Annotated in this window: 18 protein-coding genes; 11 read left to right on the top strand and 7 right to left on the bottom strand. The window is 59.1% G+C overall.

Annotated features, from left to right (window positions below; all coding sequences use genetic code 11):
• Positions 1-38 precede the first annotated feature (38 nt).
• From PMI23_RS11470 to PMI23_RS11460, 3 genes are all read left to right on the top strand, one after another.
• On the top strand, positions 39-638 hold the full coding sequence (locus PMI23_RS11470) for a short chain dehydrogenase (RefSeq protein WP_007918548.1): 600 nt from the start codon (positions 39-41) through the stop codon (positions 636-638).
• Positions 639-697: 59 nt separating this feature from the next.
• A complete protein-coding gene (locus tag PMI23_RS11465) occupies positions 698-1,351 on the top strand; it encodes a COG3650 family protein (RefSeq protein ID WP_007918549.1) in 654 nt (217 codons plus the stop codon).
• A gap of 97 nt (positions 1,352-1,448) precedes the next feature.
• A complete protein-coding gene (locus PMI23_RS11460; protein ID WP_007918550.1) occupies positions 1,449-3,062 on the top strand; it encodes an NAD(P)/FAD-dependent oxidoreductase in 1,614 nt (537 codons plus the stop codon).
• A 130-nt stretch (positions 3,063-3,192) separates the two neighbouring features.
• On the opposite strand, the gene PMI23_RS11455 is transcribed toward PMI23_RS11460, so the two are convergent.
• On the bottom strand, positions 3,193-4,287 hold the full coding sequence (locus tag PMI23_RS11455; protein WP_007918552.1) for a PLP-dependent cysteine synthase family protein: 1,095 nt from the start codon (positions 4,285-4,287) through the stop codon (positions 3,193-3,195).
• Positions 4,288-4,538: 251 nt separating this feature from the next.
• Here PMI23_RS11455 and nhaA point away from each other — a divergent pair, with 251 nt between their 5' ends.
• The 6 genes from nhaA to PMI23_RS11425 all read left to right on the top strand — a co-directional run bounded on the left by nhaA (position 4,539) and on the right by PMI23_RS11425 (position 8,780).
• A complete protein-coding gene (nhaA, locus tag PMI23_RS11450; protein WP_007918553.1) occupies positions 4,539-5,726 on the top strand; it encodes a Na+/H+ antiporter NhaA in 1,188 nt (395 codons plus the stop codon).
• 122 nt (positions 5,727-5,848) lie between these two features.
• The gene (locus PMI23_RS11445; protein ID WP_007918554.1) at positions 5,849-6,118 is read left to right on the top strand and encodes a hypothetical protein; all 270 of its coding nucleotides are present in this window, start codon (positions 5,849-5,851) and stop codon (positions 6,116-6,118) included.
• Complete coding sequence (locus tag PMI23_RS11440; protein ID WP_007918555.1) at positions 6,115-6,855, top strand: zeta toxin family protein; 741 nt, start codon at positions 6,115-6,117, stop codon at positions 6,853-6,855. Before PMI23_RS11445 ends, PMI23_RS11440 begins: the two co-directional genes overlap by 4 nt.
• A 189-nt stretch (positions 6,856-7,044) precedes the next feature.
• The gene (locus tag PMI23_RS11435; RefSeq protein WP_007918563.1) at positions 7,045-8,274 is read left to right on the top strand and encodes an S-type pyocin domain-containing protein; all 1,230 of its coding nucleotides are present in this window, start codon (positions 7,045-7,047) and stop codon (positions 8,272-8,274) included.
• A gap of 8 nt (positions 8,275-8,282) precedes the next feature.
• Complete coding sequence (locus PMI23_RS11430) at positions 8,283-8,537, top strand: colicin E3-like toxin immunity protein (RefSeq protein ID WP_007918564.1); 255 nt, start codon at positions 8,283-8,285, stop codon at positions 8,535-8,537.
• A 9-nt stretch (positions 8,538-8,546) separates the two neighbouring features.
• Positions 8,547-8,780 carry a DUF7683 domain-containing protein gene (locus tag PMI23_RS11425; protein WP_007918565.1) on the top strand — a complete coding sequence of 78 codons (234 nt, stop codon included), beginning with the start codon at positions 8,547-8,549 and terminating at the stop codon, positions 8,778-8,780.
• Positions 8,781-8,840: 60 nt separating this feature from the next.
• Here PMI23_RS11425 and PMI23_RS11420 read toward each other — a convergent pair whose 3' ends face one another.
• On the bottom strand, positions 8,841-9,305 hold the full coding sequence (locus PMI23_RS11420) for a glycine zipper 2TM domain-containing protein (protein ID WP_007918566.1): 465 nt from the start codon (positions 9,303-9,305) through the stop codon (positions 8,841-8,843).
• Positions 9,306-9,485: 180 nt separating this feature from the next.
• Between PMI23_RS11420 and PMI23_RS11415 the strand changes: the two genes are divergently transcribed.
• Positions 9,486-9,722 (top strand): hypothetical protein, encoded by a 237-nt coding sequence (locus tag PMI23_RS11415; RefSeq protein WP_007918567.1) that lies wholly within the window; start codon positions 9,486-9,488, stop codon positions 9,720-9,722.
• A gap of 5 nt (positions 9,723-9,727) precedes the next feature.
• Here the strand turns inward: PMI23_RS11415 and pdxH are convergent, their stop codons facing one another.
• The 5 genes from pdxH to dinG form a co-directional block, all read right to left on the bottom strand.
• Entirely contained in the window at positions 9,728-10,375 is a 648-nt protein-coding gene (gene pdxH, locus PMI23_RS11410; protein ID WP_007918569.1) for a pyridoxamine 5'-phosphate oxidase, read from the bottom strand.
• 23 nt (positions 10,376-10,398) lie between these two features.
• Positions 10,399-11,505, bottom strand: a complete 1,107-nt coding sequence (locus PMI23_RS11405) for an OmpA family protein (protein WP_007918571.1) — start codon at positions 11,503-11,505, stop codon at positions 10,399-10,401.
• A 113-nt stretch (positions 11,506-11,618) separates the two neighbouring features.
• Complete coding sequence (locus tag PMI23_RS11400) at positions 11,619-12,764, bottom strand: EstA family serine hydrolase (protein ID WP_007918573.1); 1,146 nt, start codon at positions 12,762-12,764, stop codon at positions 11,619-11,621.
• A 189-nt stretch (positions 12,765-12,953) separates the two neighbouring features.
• Entirely contained in the window at positions 12,954-15,434 is a 2,481-nt protein-coding gene (locus tag PMI23_RS11395) for a beta-galactosidase (protein ID WP_007918586.1), read from the bottom strand.
• A 95-nt stretch (positions 15,435-15,529) separates the two neighbouring features.
• Entirely contained in the window at positions 15,530-17,674 is a 2,145-nt protein-coding gene (gene dinG, locus PMI23_RS11390; protein ID WP_007918588.1) for an ATP-dependent DNA helicase DinG, read from the bottom strand.
• 99 nt (positions 17,675-17,773) lie between these two features.
• Here dinG and PMI23_RS11385 point away from each other — a divergent pair, with 99 nt between their 5' ends.
• Positions 17,774-18,238 carry a CopD family protein gene (locus tag PMI23_RS11385; protein ID WP_007918589.1) on the top strand — a complete coding sequence of 155 codons (465 nt, stop codon included), beginning with the start codon at positions 17,774-17,776 and terminating at the stop codon, positions 18,236-18,238.
• Positions 18,239-18,402 lie beyond the last annotated feature (164 nt).

Raw genomic sequence — 18,402 nt, 5'->3', positions numbered from 1 at the left:
AGACTGAAACCTCGTTCAATCACTTGAGGTACAGCCCGATGAAGATTCTGTTGATAGGCGCTGGCGGCACCATTGGTTCGGCGGTGGACAAAGAACTCTCGCAACGCCACGAAGTCATCCGCATCGGCCGCAACAGCGGTGACTTGCAGGTGGATATCAGCGACAGCGCATCGATCCGCCAGCTGTTCGAAAAAACCGGCAAGTTCGACGCACTGGTGTGCGCCGCCGGCAACGTCACCTTCGCACCGCTGGGTGAGATGACGGAAGACAGCTTCGCTCTCGGCCTCAAAGACAAACTGATGGGCCAGGTCAATCTGCTGCTGATTGGCCGCGAGTTCGCCAACGACGGCGCGTCATTCACCTTCACCACCGGCGTGCTCAGCCACGATCCGATCCGCAGCGGCGCCTCGGCAGCGTTGGTCAATGGTGCGCTGGACAGTTTTGTACGCGCAGCGGCCATTGAATTGCCGCGTGGCCTGCGAGTGAACTCGATCAGCCCGACCGTACTGCTCGAAGCCATGGGCAGCTACGCTCCGTATTTCCGTGGTTACAAGCCGGTTCCTGCGGCAGATGTGGCATTGGCCTACGCGAAAAGTGTCGAAGGCCTGCAGACAGGTCAGACATTTCACGTGGGCTAAACCCTTGTGATGAACGGTCAGGCTGCGTAACGTGGCGGCACTTGTCTGGAGAGCCGAAGATGCGTGTTGCCCGTTCGTTAGTCCTTGTTGCCCTGCTGCCGTTGTTTGCCGCTTGCCAGTTGCTCGATGGCCAGCGAGAAAGTGCCTCGCACGTCGGGCAGACACGGATGCAGGGTCAACTGACCGCCGCTGACGGCAAACTGGTGTTCCAGCCATGCCAGGATCAGCGCCAACTCGTCGTCAATGACATTGGTGGCACCAGCATTCTGCAAGAGGCTGCGACCCTCGCCGACGAGCAAGGCAAACTGTTTGCCGACGTCCGCGGCAAAGTCGCCGGTGATCGACTCGACCTGACGCAGCTGTATCGCGTCGAGCGTTCCGGCACTGCCTGTGATGATCCGAATTTCAAACTGCTGATCCTGCGCGCCGCCGGTCACGGTCCGGAATGGAATGTCAAAGTCAGCGGCAAAGGCATGGTCATCGACCGCGCAGGTCAGCCGCCACTTGCCGTGCCGTATATTGAAGATCAATTGGGCGACGGTCGCTTCAATCTGAGCAGCGAAGCCAATAACCAGCGCATCGAGTTGTGGGTCGCGCCGCAGCGCTGCGTCGACAGCAGCACCGGCAGCGTGCAACACATGAGCGCCGAGTTGCGCATCGACGGTCAGGTGCAACGCGGTTGCGGGTATTTCGGCGGATCGCGCAACGACTGAGCGTTTTAGCCTCACCGGATCCGGCCTTTGCGGCTTATAATCGCGGCCTTCAAACGCCCTGGCGCAGTTGTGCGCCCCGCGAACCCGGATCCTCGCCATGTTACGAATCACTGAACTCAAGCTGCCAATCGACCATCCCGAAGAAGACCTGCGCGTTGCCATCGTGCAACGTCTGGGCATCGCCAGCGATGATCTGCTCGATTTCACCTTGTTCAAGCGCAGCTACGATGCGCGCAAAAAGTCCTCCGAACTGTGCTTCATCTACACCGTCGACCTCGAAGTGCGCGACGAGGCCAAGGTGTTGGGCAAGTTCGCCGACGACCGTAACGTCAACATGGCGCCGGATGTCAGCTACAAATTCGTCGGCGAAGCGCCGAGCGACCTGAGCCAGCGCCCGATCGTTGTCGGTTTCGGCCCGTGCGGCATCTTCGCTGGCCTGCTGCTGGCGCAAATGGGCTTCAAGCCGATCGTCCTCGAACGCGGCACCGAAGTCCGCCAGCGCACCAAAGACACTTGGGGCCTGTGGCGTAAAAGCGTGCTCAACCCCGAGTCCAACGTGCAGTTCGGCGAAGGCGGCGCGGGCACGTTCTCCGACGGCAAGCTGTACAGCCAGATCAAGGACCCGAAATTCCTTGGCCGCAAAGTCCTGCACGAGTTCGTCAAGGCTGGCGCGCCGGAAGAAATCCTCTACGTCAGCAAGCCGCACATCGGTACATTCCGTCTGACCGGCATGGTTGAAAACATGCGCGAGCAGATCCGCGAACTGGGCGGCGAAGTGCGCTTCCAGGAACGCGTCACCGACGTGCTGATCGAGGACGGCCAATTGGTCGGCGTACAACTGGCCAGCGGCGAAACCCTGCATTCGAAACACGTGGTTCTGGCCCTCGGCCACAGCGCCCGCGACACTTTCCGCATGCTCCACAGCCGTGGCGTGTTCATGGAAGCCAAGCCGTTTTCGGTGGGTTTCCGCATCGAACACCCGCAATCGCTGATCGACCGTGCACGTCTGGGCAAATACGCCGGGCACCCGAAACTCGGCGCTGCCGACTACAAACTGGTGCACCACGCCAAGAACGGCCGTTCGGTCTACAGCTTCTGCATGTGCCCGGGCGGCACCGTGGTCGCGGCGACGTCCGAGCCGAACCGCGTGGTCACCAACGGCATGAGCCAGTACTCGCGTAACGAGCGCAACGCCAACTCCGGCATCGTCGTCGGCATCACCCCGGAAGTCGATTATCCGGGCGGCCCGCTGGCCGGGATCGAGTTGCAGGAACGCCTGGAATCCCACGCCTTTATCCTCGGCGGCAGCGATTACAAGGCGCCGGCGCAACTGGTTGGCGACTTCATCAACGACATCCCTTCGACCGAACTGGGTGAAGTCGAGCCGTCGTACAAACCGGGCGTGGCGCTGGGCGATCTGGCCCTGGCCTTGCCGGACTTTGCCATCGAGGCAATCCGCGAAGCCTTGCCGGCGTTCGAGAAACAGATTCGCGGGTATTCGCTGCATGATGCGGTGTTGACCGGGATCGAGACGCGTACTTCGTCGCCGTTGCGCATCACTCGTAACGAAGCGCTGCAGAGCATGAACGTGAAGGGCTTGTTCCCGGCCGGTGAAGGCGCGGGTTATGCGGGCGGGATTCTGTCGGCAGGTGTTGACGGGATTCGCATTGCCGAAGCCGTGGCACGCGACATCCTCGGCCTGACTGACTAATCGTCTGAACCGACACAAAACCCTGTGGGAGCTGGCTTGCCAGCGATGAAGGAATCAGATTCAACATAGATGTTGACTGACCCTCTGCTATCGCTGGCAAGCCAGCTCCCACATTGTTATGTGTATTTCTTCAGATGTTGGCGCGCAGGACTGAGGTCGGCAGCGCCTCACCGCGCTCGGCACTCGCCGCCACCGCTTCGATCAACCCATTCAATTCATACCCCTGCGCCTTCAACCAATCCTGATCGTAATAGGTGTCGGTATATCGCTCGCCACCATCGCACAAGATCGCCACGATCGACCCCGACTCCCCCGCCGCTTTCATCTGCTGCGCCGCCATCAAGGCGCCGATCAGGTTGGTCCCGCTCGACCCACCGACATGCCGCCCCAGCCGCTGCGCCAGATAATGCATGGCCGCCAGCGACAAGGCGTCGGGCACTTTGACCATTGCATCGATCACCTTGGGCAGGAACGACGCCTCAACGCGTGGCCGGCCAATGCCTTCAATGCGCGAACCGCACTCCAGGCGCAAACCGGCGTCGCCGGTCTGGTAGTAATCGAAGAACACCGAACGCTCGGCATCCGCGCACAACACGCGGGTGCAATGCTGGCGATAACGCACATAACGACCCAGAGTCGCGGTGGTGCCGCCGGTGCCGGGGCTGGAAATCAGCCAGCTCGGTTCTGGGTGCTTCTCGTAACGCATCTGCTGGAAGATCGATTCGGCAATGTTGTTGTTCGCGCGCCAGTCGGTGGCGCGTTCAGCGTAGGTGAACTGGTCGATGAAGTGGCCGCCATGCTCGCGGGCCAAACGCTCGGATTCGGCGTAGATCTGCGTCGGATCTTTCACCAGATGGCTCTGACCACCGTAGAACGCGATCTGGGCGATTTTCTCTTTCGAGGTGGTCGCCGGCATCACCGCTATAAACGGCAAACCGAGCATCCGTGCAAAGTACGCCTCGGAAATGGCTGTAGAACCGCTGGACGCCTCGATCACCGGGGCGCCGGGCTTGAGCCAGCCGTTACACAATGCATAGAGAAACAGCGAACGAGCCAGGCGATGTTTAAGGCTGCCGGTTGGATGACTGGACTCATCCTTGAAATACAACTCGATACCCGCAAAACCTGGCAGCGGCAAAGGGATCAGGTGGGTGTCGGCGCTGCGCTGAAAATCCGCCTCGATGATGCGGATGGCTTCGCGGGCCCACTGTCGGTTGTCGCTCATGGTGATGGTTCTCGTTGAATCGGGCAGGAGAGGAATCTATTCGAAAGGCTCGCTCATCAGCTTAGGAAAAATCCTATAGCGCGCACAGATACAGCTGAGTCTCAATATGTCAGGCAACTGCTAGGCTCAGCGTGGCTTGAGCCAGACGCCTTGTAACGACATATAACAAAAAAGAATATAACTTTTGTTTTAACAACTAACAGTACGGGTTAGGGTGTCCCACCTTTTTGACTATTCGATGGAGAGCGACCTTGCCTCTGCGTAGCACTTTCACGCGTTTCTTTCAGTTGGAAGCTGCCAGCGGTCTGTTATTGATCGCCGCGGCCATCCTGGCGCTGATTATCAACAACTCGCCACTGTCGTGGCTGTACACCGGCCTGCTCGACACCCCGGTGGTGGCGCAGATCGGTGCGTTGAAAATCGCTAAACCCCTGCTGCTGTGGATCAACGACGGTCTGATGGCGATGTTCTTCCTGCTCATCGGCCTGGAAGTGAAACGCGAAGTCCTCGACGGCCAACTGTCAAAGCCTTCACAGATCGTCCTGCCCGGCGCGGCAGCGATCGGCGGCATGCTGGTGCCGGCGCTGATCTACTGGTTCCTCAACCGTGACAATCCGGCAGCCCTCGACGGCTGGGCGATCCCGACCGCGACCGACATCGCTTTCGCCCTCGGCGTGCTGGCCTTGCTCGGCAAGCGCGTGCCGGTATCGCTGAAGCTGTTTCTGATGACCCTGGCAATCATCGATGACCTCGGCGCCATCGTGATCATTGCGATCTTCTACTCCGGCGAACTGTCGACTCTGTCGCTGGGGCTGGCGGCAGCGTGCATTGCAGCGCTGGTGGCGATGAACCGGCTCGGGGTGGTCAAGCTCGGGCCGTACATGATCATCGGCTTGATCCTCTGGGTTTGCGTACTCAAGAGCGGCGTCCATGCCACATTGGCCGGCGTGACCCTGGCCTTCTGCATTCCATTGCGCACGAAAAACGCGGAGCCGTCGCCGTTGCTGACCCTCGAACATGCGCTGCACCCATGGGTGGCCTACGGCATTCTGCCGCTGTTCGCCTTTGCCAACGCTGGCCTGTCGCTGAGCGGCGTCACCGTGGAAAGCTTCACCCATCATGTACCGATGGGCATTGCGGTGGGCCTGCTGTTGGGCAAGACGGTCGGTGTTTTCGGCCTGACATGGCTGGCCGTGAAGATCGGCATCGCCACCCTGCCCCAAGGCGCCAACTGGGGCCAGGTCATGGGCGTAGCTATCCTTTGCGGTATCGGCTTCACCATGAGCCTGTTTGTCGGTTCGCTGGCGTTTGAGCCGGGTGTGAGTGACTACGCTGGCATGGACCGGATGGGCATTTTGACCGGCTCGATTCTGGCGGCGCTGATTGGTTATGCGGTGACGGCGGCGGCGAGTCGCCGGAATACTCTGAAAAACGCTTGAGACGCATTTTTCTACAAAAGTCGAGGCCCTTCTATCCAGAGGGGCTTGGCTCTGAACCTCGCAAGTGTGCTATATCTTTGGTCGACAGCCGCACCTTCTCAGCACCGATTCTGGAGTCATCCATGTCACGTAAAGCAGAAAAACGCCCAATGACGGACGATCAGATTTCCATACAGGAGTCTCGGATTCCGGACATCGCTCTGAAGGCATTCAGCAACGCCTACAGAATGGCGCTCGCCAATGGTGCTGCAGTGCTCGTTGCTAAAGATGGTCAGCTATTTGAAGTGACAGAGAAGAGTTCTGTTGTTTTGCGCACAATCGGTACCTATGGAAACCTGAAAAGCGGCACCCGCCTGCACATCAACAAATCCTCGAAACAGGTTAATTCTTGAGCACACCGAGAATACGGATATTCGCAGGCCCGAACGGGTCAGGAAAAAGCACGTTCAATCGACTGGTTCCAGCGCATTTGCTGGGAAATTACATAAATCCTGATGACATAGAACGCTCAATCAAAGATACAGGGTATTTTGACTTCACCTCCTATCGCATCGAAGCTCACAAAGAAGACATCTTTGAATTCTTTCGTGAGCACGCTCTACTCAAGAAATCCCCTCACTCATTGGCAAAGCTGGATTCCCTGACAATCGACGGTGAACGGCTTAGCTTCGCAAATACTGTAATCGACTCGTACGTCGCATCAGCCCTTTCCGACTTCATACGAAGATCTTTGATCAAAGAGCGAATCAGCTTTACGTTTGAAACTGTCATGTCGTCCTCTGACAAGGTCAAACTGCTCGCCGAAGCTCATGCTTCCGGTTACCGGGTTTATGTTTACTACGTCGCTACCGCCGACCCTCAGATCAACATTGCCAGGGTTGCGTATCGTGTTAAACAAGGTGGGCACAGCGTTCCTCCTGAAAAGATAGAGGCGCGGTACTGGAGATCTTTGGAGCTTCTGTCTGATGCCATCCTGACCTCCAACAGAGCCTACATTTTCGACAACTCGGATGAAGGTAGCGAAGGCCTCACGCAGGTTGCGGAGATCACCGATGGCGAGCTGATTGAGATCAAATCAGATACTCAGCCACCTTGGTTCAAAGAGTTCGTGCTCGACAAATTACTGTAGTGCGCTGAACAAATTTTTCCTGCGGGCTCAGTCCTCTGAGTCTCGAACAACAGCCTATCTACAGATCAGCATCCGTCGAACAATCCCCACGTCTTTAGAGACGAGTCCTACAGCCACCATTTTCCTGCTTCGTTAACGTTGCGCAGCCCTTTGCGAAGGGCTGTCGATGGATGAGCAAAAGGACGATCAGTGGCTGGCAACAAGGACATTCCTCGGGTTTCCAACCCACCGCAAGGCGACGGGCATCACGTCACCTACCGCTACATGACGGCCACTGAACTGGCCGAGCGCGACGCCAGACAAAACGCTTACGACGCCATGCTGGCGCGGCAGGAGGCTTTCGAGCGCAGCCGTGAGGTGGCGGTCAAAAAGACAGAGCCCGTCCGTGCCGGCTGCGTATTCGCCAAGTCCTGCAAATTGCCGGATGCGATTATCGATTACTCCAGTCCTTCGGGGATGGTGCCGACCGACAGCCTGAAGGATTACGGCGACCTGATCCTGCTGGGCGCGCGTGAAGCCGATGAAAGCGGCGCAGTTCCTCTCAAGAAAATCGGTGCAACCGCTATTCCGGCTGGATTTGGCAGTCTGGCTTTGGCGGGATCGGTGTTTGAAGCACTGCCCGCTGCTGTATCTAGTGCGGTTGTTGCACCTTTGGTTGGTTTGGTTGCGCTGTTCATGCCATCGAGCCTTGGTGACAGCGCGCTCTATACCGACGAACAACTGCGTGGACTTGAACAGGCGCGAACGCGTGTTCGGCTGAGGGTCGAACAGCAGGCCGACGGCAGCCTGAAGGGCTACGGCTTCTACACCGGCAAGAATCGCGATTGGGAAATGGTTGATGTCGTGCAGTTCAAGTTGCGTGACAGCCAGTTCATTGCTGACTTGGGCGAAGGTGTAGAACTGATCTGGACGCCTGCTGTGGACGGTTCCGACATCCTCGGCATCCCCGCGCTGGAGGCTGCACCGCAGGCACCGCACATCTGGGTTTATCCGCCGACGAAAGCGGCGGATGGAATTCTGGTGAATCCGGTTTATCCGCCAGAGTATCGGGATTTCATTTTGGTGTTTCCGGCTAATTCGGGTGTTAGGCCGGTATACATCGTAGTCAGTACATCATCACGTAAAGGCTTACCGTCCGCGGGGCATAGTTATCATAGGCCTCCAAAAGCAGAGGAAATCACTGCATTTCCCGGACTGATAAAGGTGCAGAAAAAGAATCCTATACAAGGAGGCGGAGGACTTCGGGAACGGTGGAAAGATGCGAAAGGTAGAAAAATCTACGAGTGGGACTCGATGCACGGAGAGTTGGAGGTTTACCGAGCAAGTGACGGAACTCACCTAGGCGCGTTTGACCCTTTTACGGGGGAGCGACGCGAAGATGCGAAAGATGAAAGAAGCATCAGAAAAAAATATTTGTGAGGTTGATGATGGGATTAAAACTGAGGCTAGAGTGGTACGACAAGCAAACTGATCTGTGCGAAGGCGAAGAGTATTCCAAGGATTTAGGGGATGATGAGGGCGTTTTGAATGCCTTGGGAATACCGGTGGAAAACAACATAAACAATGGCGGTTTCAATGTTTTCGAAGAATGGGTTCCAATCATTCAGCCGTATTTTCAACATGGCATCGTCTTCAAAACTTACGATTATCAGATCTCTTTTGACTACAGTGATGTCTGGTGACGGTCTCTTATGATTTATAGGATTGAAGCATTCGATAGGAAAACAGAGTTTCTCGTTTTTGAAGAAGACCTGCCTAGCGGATGCGACGAGAACTTGGCTGCCATCATGAATTGGTCTTGTAAGCAGGAAGGCTGGGAGGGTTACGATCTTTCAAATGATCAGCTTGCCGCGCTGGAGAAACTGCTGGGAAGGAATGTCTTCGATCCGAAGGTCACCTTCCAACTGACGTGCAATGGACGTTGAAACGCATTAAAAAACCCCGACCAGTCACCTGATCGGGGTTTTCTTTACCCTGAATTCCGCTTAGTGCGAAACGCGGCTGGTCCCGCCAACGGTGGAGATGCGCACGCGCTCGCCTACGCGGAACACTTCATTCTCCTGAACCTGCTGCACATAGGCACGCATGCTGCCGTCGTCTTCACGCACGGTGATTTCCACACCCTGGGTACGGGTCAGACCTTCTTCGGTTGCCGAACCGATCAGACCGCCCGCCACCGCACCGATAACCGCGGCAACGATGCTGCCCTTGCCGCCGCCGATGGCGCTGCCGCCGACGCCGCCGACCGCTGCACCAGCGAGGCCGCCGATCGGGGTTTTGGTGCCTTCGATTTTCACCGGGCGCAGGGATTCGATGGTGCCCATGCGAATCGTCTGCACGCGACGCGCTTCGTCACGGGAGTAGGAGTCACCGGTCAGGCTCGATTGGCAGCCGGTAAGCAACATCGCCATCGTGGAAAAGGAAGCAACCAGCAGAACAGACTTACGCATAGCATCAACTCCAAAGAAACATATAGTCATTAAACTCCGTGGCTTGACGCCTGTCACGACACTGCCCGGATAAATTGGCTTTCATTCAGGCGCTGTACAGACACCTGCACGCTCTCCCTGACGTAGCCCCTACAGTAGCGCCAAATTGGCAAATCTGCGCCACCGACACCAAGGATTTTCATGGATTACTTCATCATCGTCGTCACCACTGCCGCCGGTTTGTACTTCCATGGGTGGTTGTACGTGCGGATCAAACGCTGGATGGATCGCGACCTGGCGCTGTCATTGGCCGGCAAGGACGAGGGCAAACGTGCCTTCATGCTCGAACAACTGGCTCGCGCTCAGGCGCAAAAGATCAAGCGCCGGGATCTGCCGAAGTGGCTGGAGGCCGCCGCGGCAGACTATCCCGCTCGGTAGACTGCTCAGGGTGCCAGACGTTCAAGAATCCAGTCGGCGCCCTGCACACGGTAGTTGAGGCGATCGTGCAGACGGCTCGGACGGCCCTGCCAGAATTCGATGCGCTCAGGCAGCAAGCGGTAACCGCCCCAGTGTTGCGGGCAGTCGGGCTGAGTATCGGAGAAACGCTGCTCGGTGGCCTTGAGCAAATCTTCCAGCTCACCGCGCCCGTTGATCACCCGGCTCTGCGGTGATGCCCAGGCACCGAGACGGCTACCCAGCGGACGCACCTGATAATAGGCATCGGACTCCGCGGGCGTGACCTTGACCACCCGCCCTTCGATGCGCACCTGACGTTCCAGGGTCGGCCAGAAGAAGGTCATGGCGGCGAACGGATTGGCCGCCAGGTGCTGGCCCTTGGCGCTGTCGTAGTTGGTGAAGAAGGTGAAGCCCTGCTCGTCCAGGCCCTTGAGCAGCAGAATGCGACAGTGCGGTCGCCCATCCTGGTCGACCGTGGCCAGGGTCATGGCGTTGGCTTCCACCGGCACCTGTTCGGTTTTCACCGCGTCGGCGAACCACTGGTGGAACAGCGCAAAAGGCTCGACCGGGGCTTGCGCCTCGGTCAGACCATCCCGGGTGTAATCACGACGCATATCTGCCAGAGCCTGGGTCATGGCGCATTCCTTTCGTTAGCGGATCACTTCTTGGTGGCATCGGTCGCGGCGACTTTCTTGTCGGTCGCGGCGGCTTTGGCTGGCGCAGTCTTTTTCGCTGGGGCCTTGGCCGGGGCCTTTTTAGCCGGCGCCTTGGCAGCAGCTTTTTTCACCGGAGCTTTTTTGGTCGCTGGCACAGCTGCTTTTTTCGCGGCTGGGGCCGGGGTCACCGGTTTGGCGGCTGGCTTGACGTCTTGCGCGGCGACCATGGTCACTGGCTTCGGTGCCGGCATGTTGTACTTGCTCAACAGGGCAACCATGGTGTTCTGCGGGGTCACCAGCAGCTCAACGCGACGGTTCAGGGCACGCCCCTCAACGCTGTCGTTGGCGGCACGCGGCGCTTCGGAACCCATGCCGCGCAGCATCAGGCGATCACGCTGCAGGCCGCTGAGACGGAAGATCGCCGCAATCGATTGGGCACGTTCCTGGCTCAGCTTGATGTTGGCAGGCGCAGCACCACTGGAATCGCTGTGGCCAAGGACCAGCACGGCCGTTTTCGGGTCGGCTTCAAGGATTTTCGCCACGCGGGTGAACGGGCCGAGGGTGACCGGCAGCAACATGGCTGGACGATCCGGGTTGAACGAGCCTTCGACCGGTGCAGTCACGACCAGCACGTTGTCACGGCGTTCGAGTTGCAGATTGCTGTCCTTGACCGCTTCGCGCAGGCGCGGCTCGTAGTCGTCGAGCCAGGCTTGAGTGACTTTCGGATCGGGCATCGGCACGGCTTTGGTGGTTGGCTGATCCTTGCCGCCAAACGGCCACCACCATTTGCCACCCGCGTCGGCTTCAGCTTTGGCCACGGTTGCCGGTTTTTTCGCTTCCGGGGCGACTTCAGCCTTCATGTCGGCTTTGACCGCTTCATCATCAGAACCGAACGGCCAGTACCACGGGTTGCTGCTTTCAGTCTTGTCCACGGGTGCGGTGGCCGCAGGTTTCAGAGGGGCTGGAGCCGGTGCTGGCTCCTTGGCCGCAACCTTGTCGGAAGAACCGAACGGCCACCAACTGCCGCCGTCCGCATCGTTTTTCGGGGTCTGTGCACAACCGGTGATCGCTACACACAGGGCCAGGGCGAGGGTCTTTTTAGATGACATTGAAAATCCACAAAATGAAGTAATGAAAAATCAGAGCACTTTCGCCCGGATAAACAGCCGTTTTGAAACGAAAAACCGCTTGAGGTTCCGACCCTGGGACCTCGGATGCAACTTTACAGACAAGTGGCAAGCACCCGCGCGAGCTTCTGCGCGCGCGGATCCATCAAGACGTACGGCCCAAGGGTATTTGTCACAAAACCGAAGGCAACATCATGCTCAGGATCAGCGAAACCGATGGAACCGCCCGCACCCGGATGACCGAATGCACGAGGGCCGAGACCGTAAGTGGCGTTGGGCACATCCGGTTGATCAAGCATGCAGCCCAGACCGAAACGGGTCCGGGTCAATAGTGTCTTGTCTTCGCCGAGGCTGTGTTCGCGGGTCAGCTCTTCGAGCATGTCGCTTTCGAGGAGGCTGCCGTCAAGCAGACCCGCGTAGAACCCGGCCAGACTGCGCGCATTGCCGTGGCCATTGGCCGCCGGTTGCTGCATGCGTCGCCACTCCGGTTTGTTGGTGCTGGTGAGCACCGACGGCGGGTTGGTAAAAGCGCGGGTGGTCATCGCGGTGGGCTCGCGCATGGTCACTTGCAGCAAGCGTTGGGCAGCGGCATCGCCAGCATTGCCTTTGCCGCGGGCAATGTGCGCCACACGGTGGAACTCTTCGTCAGCCAGACCGACGTGAAAATCCAGACCCAAAGGTTTAGCAACACGAGCAACGATCGATTCGCCCGGCCCACGACCGTCAGCGCGGCGCAGCAACTCGCCGATCAGCCAGCCATAAGTGATCGCGGCATAACCATGACCAGTACCCGGTGTCCACCATGGTGCTTCGGCCGCAAGGGCATCGACCATGGTTTGCCAGTCGTAGAGGGCTGCCGGCGCCAGCAGCTCGCGCAGCGCCGGCAAACCGGCCTGGTGGCAGAGCAATTGGCGCAGGGTCACGGATTCTTTGCCAGCGGCGGCGAATTCCGGCCAGTAGCGCGCAACTGGAACATCCAGTTGCAGCTTGCCTTCGCCGACCAGTTGCAGGGCGGTGACAGCGGTAAAGGTTTTGGTGCAGGAGAACAGGTTGGCGATGGTGTCGCTGTGCCAAGCCTCAGCGCCATCTTTGTCGGCAGTGCCGGACCAAAGATCGAGGACGGTTTCTCCGCCGACCTTGATGCACAGGGCTGCGCCGCGTTCCTGGGGATCGTCGAACAGGGCGGCAAAAGCTTCGCGCACCGCTTCGAATTGAAGCTCGTAATGTCCCTGAATCTGCACCCGCAACTCCCCGCAAAAACGCTCTACAAAGTGGCCCGCATTGTTCCAGCCCCAGAGGGATTTGGGAACAGCTGCGGGCCAGACGGTTGAAAGCCAAGTCAAAAGATCGCAGCCTGCGGCAGCTCCTACATGGATTGCGTTTCTCAGTAGGAGCTGCCGCAGGCTGCGATCTTTTTAAAGCGTCACGCGTTAATGACCATTCCCCGAATGCCCACCGGCATGCCCTGCCCCCGGCCCTTTACCGGCCTCGCCTTTGCGCCCGCCCTCAGCCTCATGCCCCGCCGCTGCGGCCGCTTTCTCAGCCTCTTTGCCAAGCTGATCAATGGCCTGCAAGTTGCTCTTGCGCACCGATTCGACAAAGCCCTGATACGGCAGATCCGTCACCCCGACCAGACCGAAATGACCGTTCTCACCATCGAGCAAACGCCCGGTCACCGGTTGATCGAGATACTGGAACCAGTGCACGCCGACAATCGACGGTTCGCTCAAGGCCTGCTTGAGGAAGTTGGCGTACGCCGGGCCGCGATCGTCTTCCTTGGCCACTGGCGTGACGCCGCCCCAGAACGGGCCACGATCCGCTGAGCCAAAGTTGAATTCGGTGATCAATACCGGTTTGTCCAAAGCGCCCAACGCAGCAAAGTCATAACCATCCTGCGGTTTGAGCGTGTACATATTGAAACTCAGCACATCGCAATACTGCGCGCAGGACGCCACGGCTTCCGGCGTACTGATGGCGAAACGGCCGCCGAGCAGCAACTGGTTCGGCGCGTGCCATTTCAGCGAGTCGGAAATGGTTTTGAAGTAGGTGTCAGCGAAGACTTTCTGGAAATATTTGAAGTCCGCTTCGATTTCCGGATGTTCCGGGCTCGGCAGCGGAGGTACAAAACCCGGGTCTTCCATCAATTCCCACGCCGGCAGATCGATGCCCCATGCCTTCGACAGCCCGGCCTGATTGCGGTACTTGTCGCGCAATTGCTTGAGGAATGCACGTTTGGCCGGTACGTCAGTGGTCATTTTCAGCGTGCCATAGGCCAGCGCGTAGCGGGATTTCGGATCGTCACCGGGACCGGCCCAGGCCAGTTCGTTGTCGGCGTAATAGCCGATCAACCACGGATCATCGCGGTGATCGCGGGCAGCGATAGCGACGGCGCGCTCGGTGGCCATGGCGAAACGCGGATCGAACGGATCTGGCATGCCGCCCCACCAGTCGCTGCCGGTGCTGATGCTGGTGTAGTCGCCAACGATCGACAACGGCAAGGTGTACGGCACACGATCTGCATCACTCAGCGAATCGGCACTCCAGTTGCCAACCGTGTTGAAGCCCCAGGCTTGCAGACGATCAAGCGTGTGGCTGGCCCACTGTTGCTCATCGATGGTGGCCTTGCACGGTTCGGCAGCTTTTTCTGTTGTCGCTTGTACGGTTTCGGTTTTGGCCGCTTCAGCGACGCCGGACTTCGGCTCGGCAGGCACTGGGGCAGGCTCGGCGGCTTGGACGGCGGCCGTTTCAGCGGCTGCAGACTTGGCCGCTTCCGCTACCCCGGACTTGCTTTCACTGTCGGCTTTGCACGGCTCACCGTACACGCGCTGCAGGTTGGCGCCGTAGAAGTCGTACCAGCGCCCGTTGCCATAACCGCGGCCCTGATCAACACCATTGCCGCCACGGTTGTCACCCTCGCCAAAGTGCTTGGCCAACGGGTCTTCAGGTTTAGGCAAGGATTCGAACATGTATTCACGACCGGCCACGTAGGTCTGGTTGACCTGCGGGCTGACGGTGTTCACGCCCAGCGAGTAAAACGGATGCCCTTCAGGCGTGACCAGATACCAGCGGCCATCACGTTTTTCGGTGCGGAAGAAACCGCTGGCCTTGAACGCCGGGCCTTTGTTCCAGCCACCGAATTTGTCCAGCGAGGACTTCTCACGCTCGGCCAGCCAGGTTTTCAGCTGTTGCTGTTCCTTGGCGGCGGCGGATTTCAGTTGTTCATCGTTGCTGACCTTTTCCGGCCACTTGCTGCGGGTCGATTGCCCGTAGGCGTCGACCAGATTGCCGTACACCGCTTGGGTGACCGAATCGCCGTCCTGCACGCCGAAACGCTCCAACAGCAAGCTCTGGGCGACTTTCGGCTGATCCATCGACAGGCTCACCGAGACCACTTGGCTGCGATCGATTTCGCCGCTGCTGGCGGCCAGCAGGATCCGCTGACCATCGACTGTCATCGGCATCGGCGGACCGGCTTTCATGCCCTGACTCAGCGGCGTCGATGCCACTAGCGGTACCAACAGGGTTTGCGCAGGACCTGCTGGCAAGTCGACGCGACTGACCAGTGTCCGACCGTCGTTGCTCTGAATCTGCACGTAGACCGTCACCGCCCAGTCCATAGCGCTCTGCAAACGCAAGGTCATCATGCCTGACTGCGACCAGTCCCAGGCGCCAGTCTGCGGCGTCAGGCGCAAGGTCGGGCGGGCCACCGGATTGAACGTCACCCGGCGCAGCACTTCACCTTCCGGTGTCTGTTCGGCGTTGGCCTGCGGCAGATCCGCGTTTTCGGTGGCGATTTTCACCACGTCGGCAGGACGGACAAAGTTGAACAAGGTCTGCTGACCCGCAGGCGCCGCGAACAGCGGCGTGGCGAAGATCAAGGCGAATACGGCAGGCAACGAACGGCGGATCATAAGAACGGAGTTCTCCCTAACGACCAACAATGGCCAATGGAAAAGCGATAGCAGAGAGATAGACAACACGGCGGGCAAAACTGCCCACCGTTGTCTCAGGATATTTCACGACGGAAAGGAGGCAACGCATTGAGGATCGCCTTGCCATAGCGCTGAGTGACCAGGCGCCGATCAAGCAAGGTGATGGTGCCGCGGTCTTCTTCGGTACGCAGCAGACGCCCGCAAGCCTGAACCAGCTTCAGCGAAGCATCGGGCACGGAGATTTCCATGAACGGATTGCCGCCACGGGCTTCGATCCATTCCGACAGCGCCGCTTCGACCGGATCATCCGGCACCGAGAACGGGATCTTGGCGATCACCACGTGCTCGCAGTAGGCACCCGGCAAGTCGACACCTTCGGCAAAACTGGCGAGACCGAACAGCACGCTGGAATCACCGCCATCGACCCGCGCCTTGTGCTTGTTCAGGGTTTCCTGTTTCGACAGGTTGCCTTGAATGAACACTTGCTTGCGCCAGTCGCGGTCGAGGCCGTCGAACACGTCCTGCATCTGTTTGCGCGAGGAAAACAGCACCAAGGTGCCGCGCGAACCTTCGACCAGATCGGGTAACTCACGAATGATCGCTGCCGTGTGGGCCGCCGCATCGCGCGGGTCGGCCTTCAGATCCGGCACGCGCAACACACCGGCGTCGGCGTGATGGAACGGGCTCGGCACCACGGCGGTAACGGCTTTTTTCGGCAGGCCGGCGCGCATGCGGAAGCGGTCGAAGGTACCCAGAGCGGTCAGCGTTGCCGAAGTCACCAGACAGCCGTAGGCCACGTTCCACAAGCTACGACGCAAGGTTTCCGCCGCCAGAATCGGGCTGGCGTTGACCTCGATGTCGAATAGCGAACCGCTTTCGGCCAACGTCAGCCAGCGCGCCATCGGCGGGCTGTCTTCCGGATCTTCGGCGGTAAAGGCTGTCCACAACTCCCAGTTGCCCGAAGCACGGGACAACAGGCTGCCGAACAGCGGGTACCACTCTTCGGCCTGATTGCTGGCGATGCCGATGTTGACCTCGCCGTCCATGCCTTCCTTGAGCAGGTCGGTGAGGCGCGTGAACAGATCGTTGAGACGGGCAAAGCCTTTCTTCAGCTCGATGCCCATTTCGCGCATGTGCTCGGGAATCACCCCGGCGACGAAACGATGGCGTGGACGCTCACGGCCCTCGACGTCTTCGCCCGGTTTGAAATCGGCGACCTGCTCGCAGGCGCTGAACATGAACTGCTGCTGGGCCTTGATCTCCCGCGCCAGCTCCGGCACTTGCTCGATCAATTTGCCGAGGTCGCCCGGCAGCGGGTGCTGGGCCAGCAATTTGGTCAGGTTCTTCGCGGTGGTTTCCAGCCAGTCGGCGGTGGAACGCAGGCGTGTGTAGTGGGCGAAGTGACCGATCGCCTTGTCCGGCAGGTGGTGACCTTCGTCGAACACGTAAATGGTGTCGCGCGGATCCGGCAGTACCGCGCCACCGCCCAGCGCCAGGTCAGCCAGGACCATGTCGTGGTTGGTGACGATGACGTCGACCTTGCCCATGCCTTCGCGGGCCTTGTAGAAGGCGCACTGGCCGAAGTTCGGGCAATGCCGGTTGGTGCACTGGCTGTGATCGGTGGTCAGGCGCGCCCAATCGGCGTCTTCCAGCGCATTCGGCCAGCTGTCACGGTCGCCGTCCCACTTATTGCCGGCGAGTTTCTCGATCATGCTGGTGAACAGCTTCTGACTGGCCTCATCGACCTCGATCTTGAAGCCTTCTTCTTCGAACAACTGGGCAGTGGCGGTTTGCGCGTGGCCTTCCTGCAACAGCATGTCGAGCTTGGACAGGCACATGTAGCGGCCACGGCCCTTGGCCAGCGCAAAGCTGAAATTCAGCCCGCTGTTGCGCATCAGGTCGGGCAAATCCTTGTAGACGATCTGCTCTTGCAGGGCGACGGTCGCGGTGGCGATCACCAGGCGCTTGCCGGCCAGTTTCGCGGTGGGGATCGCGGCCAGGCTGTAGGCGACTGTCTTGCCAGTACCGGTGCCGGCTTCCACCGCAACAATCGCGGGGTCGCCACTGCGCCGGCCTTCGTCGTCGGTGTCGATATCCCCGAGGACTTTGGCGATTTCAGCGATCATCAGGCGCTGGCCGTAACGCGGCTTGAGGCTCTTGGCCTCTAGAAAACGCGAGTAGGCGCCCTGGATCGTGGTTTTGAGTTCAGTGCTGATCATTGAGTGTCGGGCGCAAAAAACGCTGGATAAATTTTCAGTGGTTTGGATCGGCGGCTATCATACCCCGCGAATCGATCCTGCGCAGAACGGAGTAACCCAATGACACTTTTTAGCCTCGTCTACCCGCTGCATGTCTTGTCCGCCCTGGTCTGGGTTGGCGGCATGTTTTTCGCCTGGATGGTCCTGCGCCCGGCGGCTGTGAAGGCCCTCGACGGCCCAGCCCGCCTGACCTTGTGGGTGGAAGTGTTTCAGGGTTTTTTTCGTTGGGTCTGGGTTGCGGTGATCCTGTTGCCGATCAGCGGTGTGGGCATGTTGCATTTGCAGCAGGTCGGCTTTGAGACCGCGCCGAAATATGTGCAGGTGATGATGGGCTTGTATGTGGTGATGACGGCGCTGTTTATCCGCATTCAGGGGCTGATGCTGCCGGAGTTGCGTACGGCGGTGGACGCGAAGGACTGGCCGGCGGGTGCGGCGGTGCTGGGGCGGATTCGCCGCGTGGTGGGGCTTAATCTGATTGTCGGGCTGGTGCTGGTGGCGATTGCGGCTGCAAGGCCGATGATCTGAAAATCAAAAGCCCCTCACCCTAGCCCTCTCCCGGAGGGAGAGGGGACTGAATGGGGGATATTGAAGAGTTACGCCGACCTGAACGATTAGCTTTGAATCCATAATCGACACGGTTTTTCAGGTCGATGGATAGCCTGAGTCACCTCGGTCGGCCCCCTCTCCCT

Source organism: Pseudomonas sp. GM24, assembly GCF_000282235.1.
Taxonomy (GTDB): domain Bacteria; phylum Pseudomonadota; class Gammaproteobacteria; order Pseudomonadales; family Pseudomonadaceae; genus Aquipseudomonas.
This window is presented reverse-complemented; position numbering and strand designations above follow the sequence as displayed.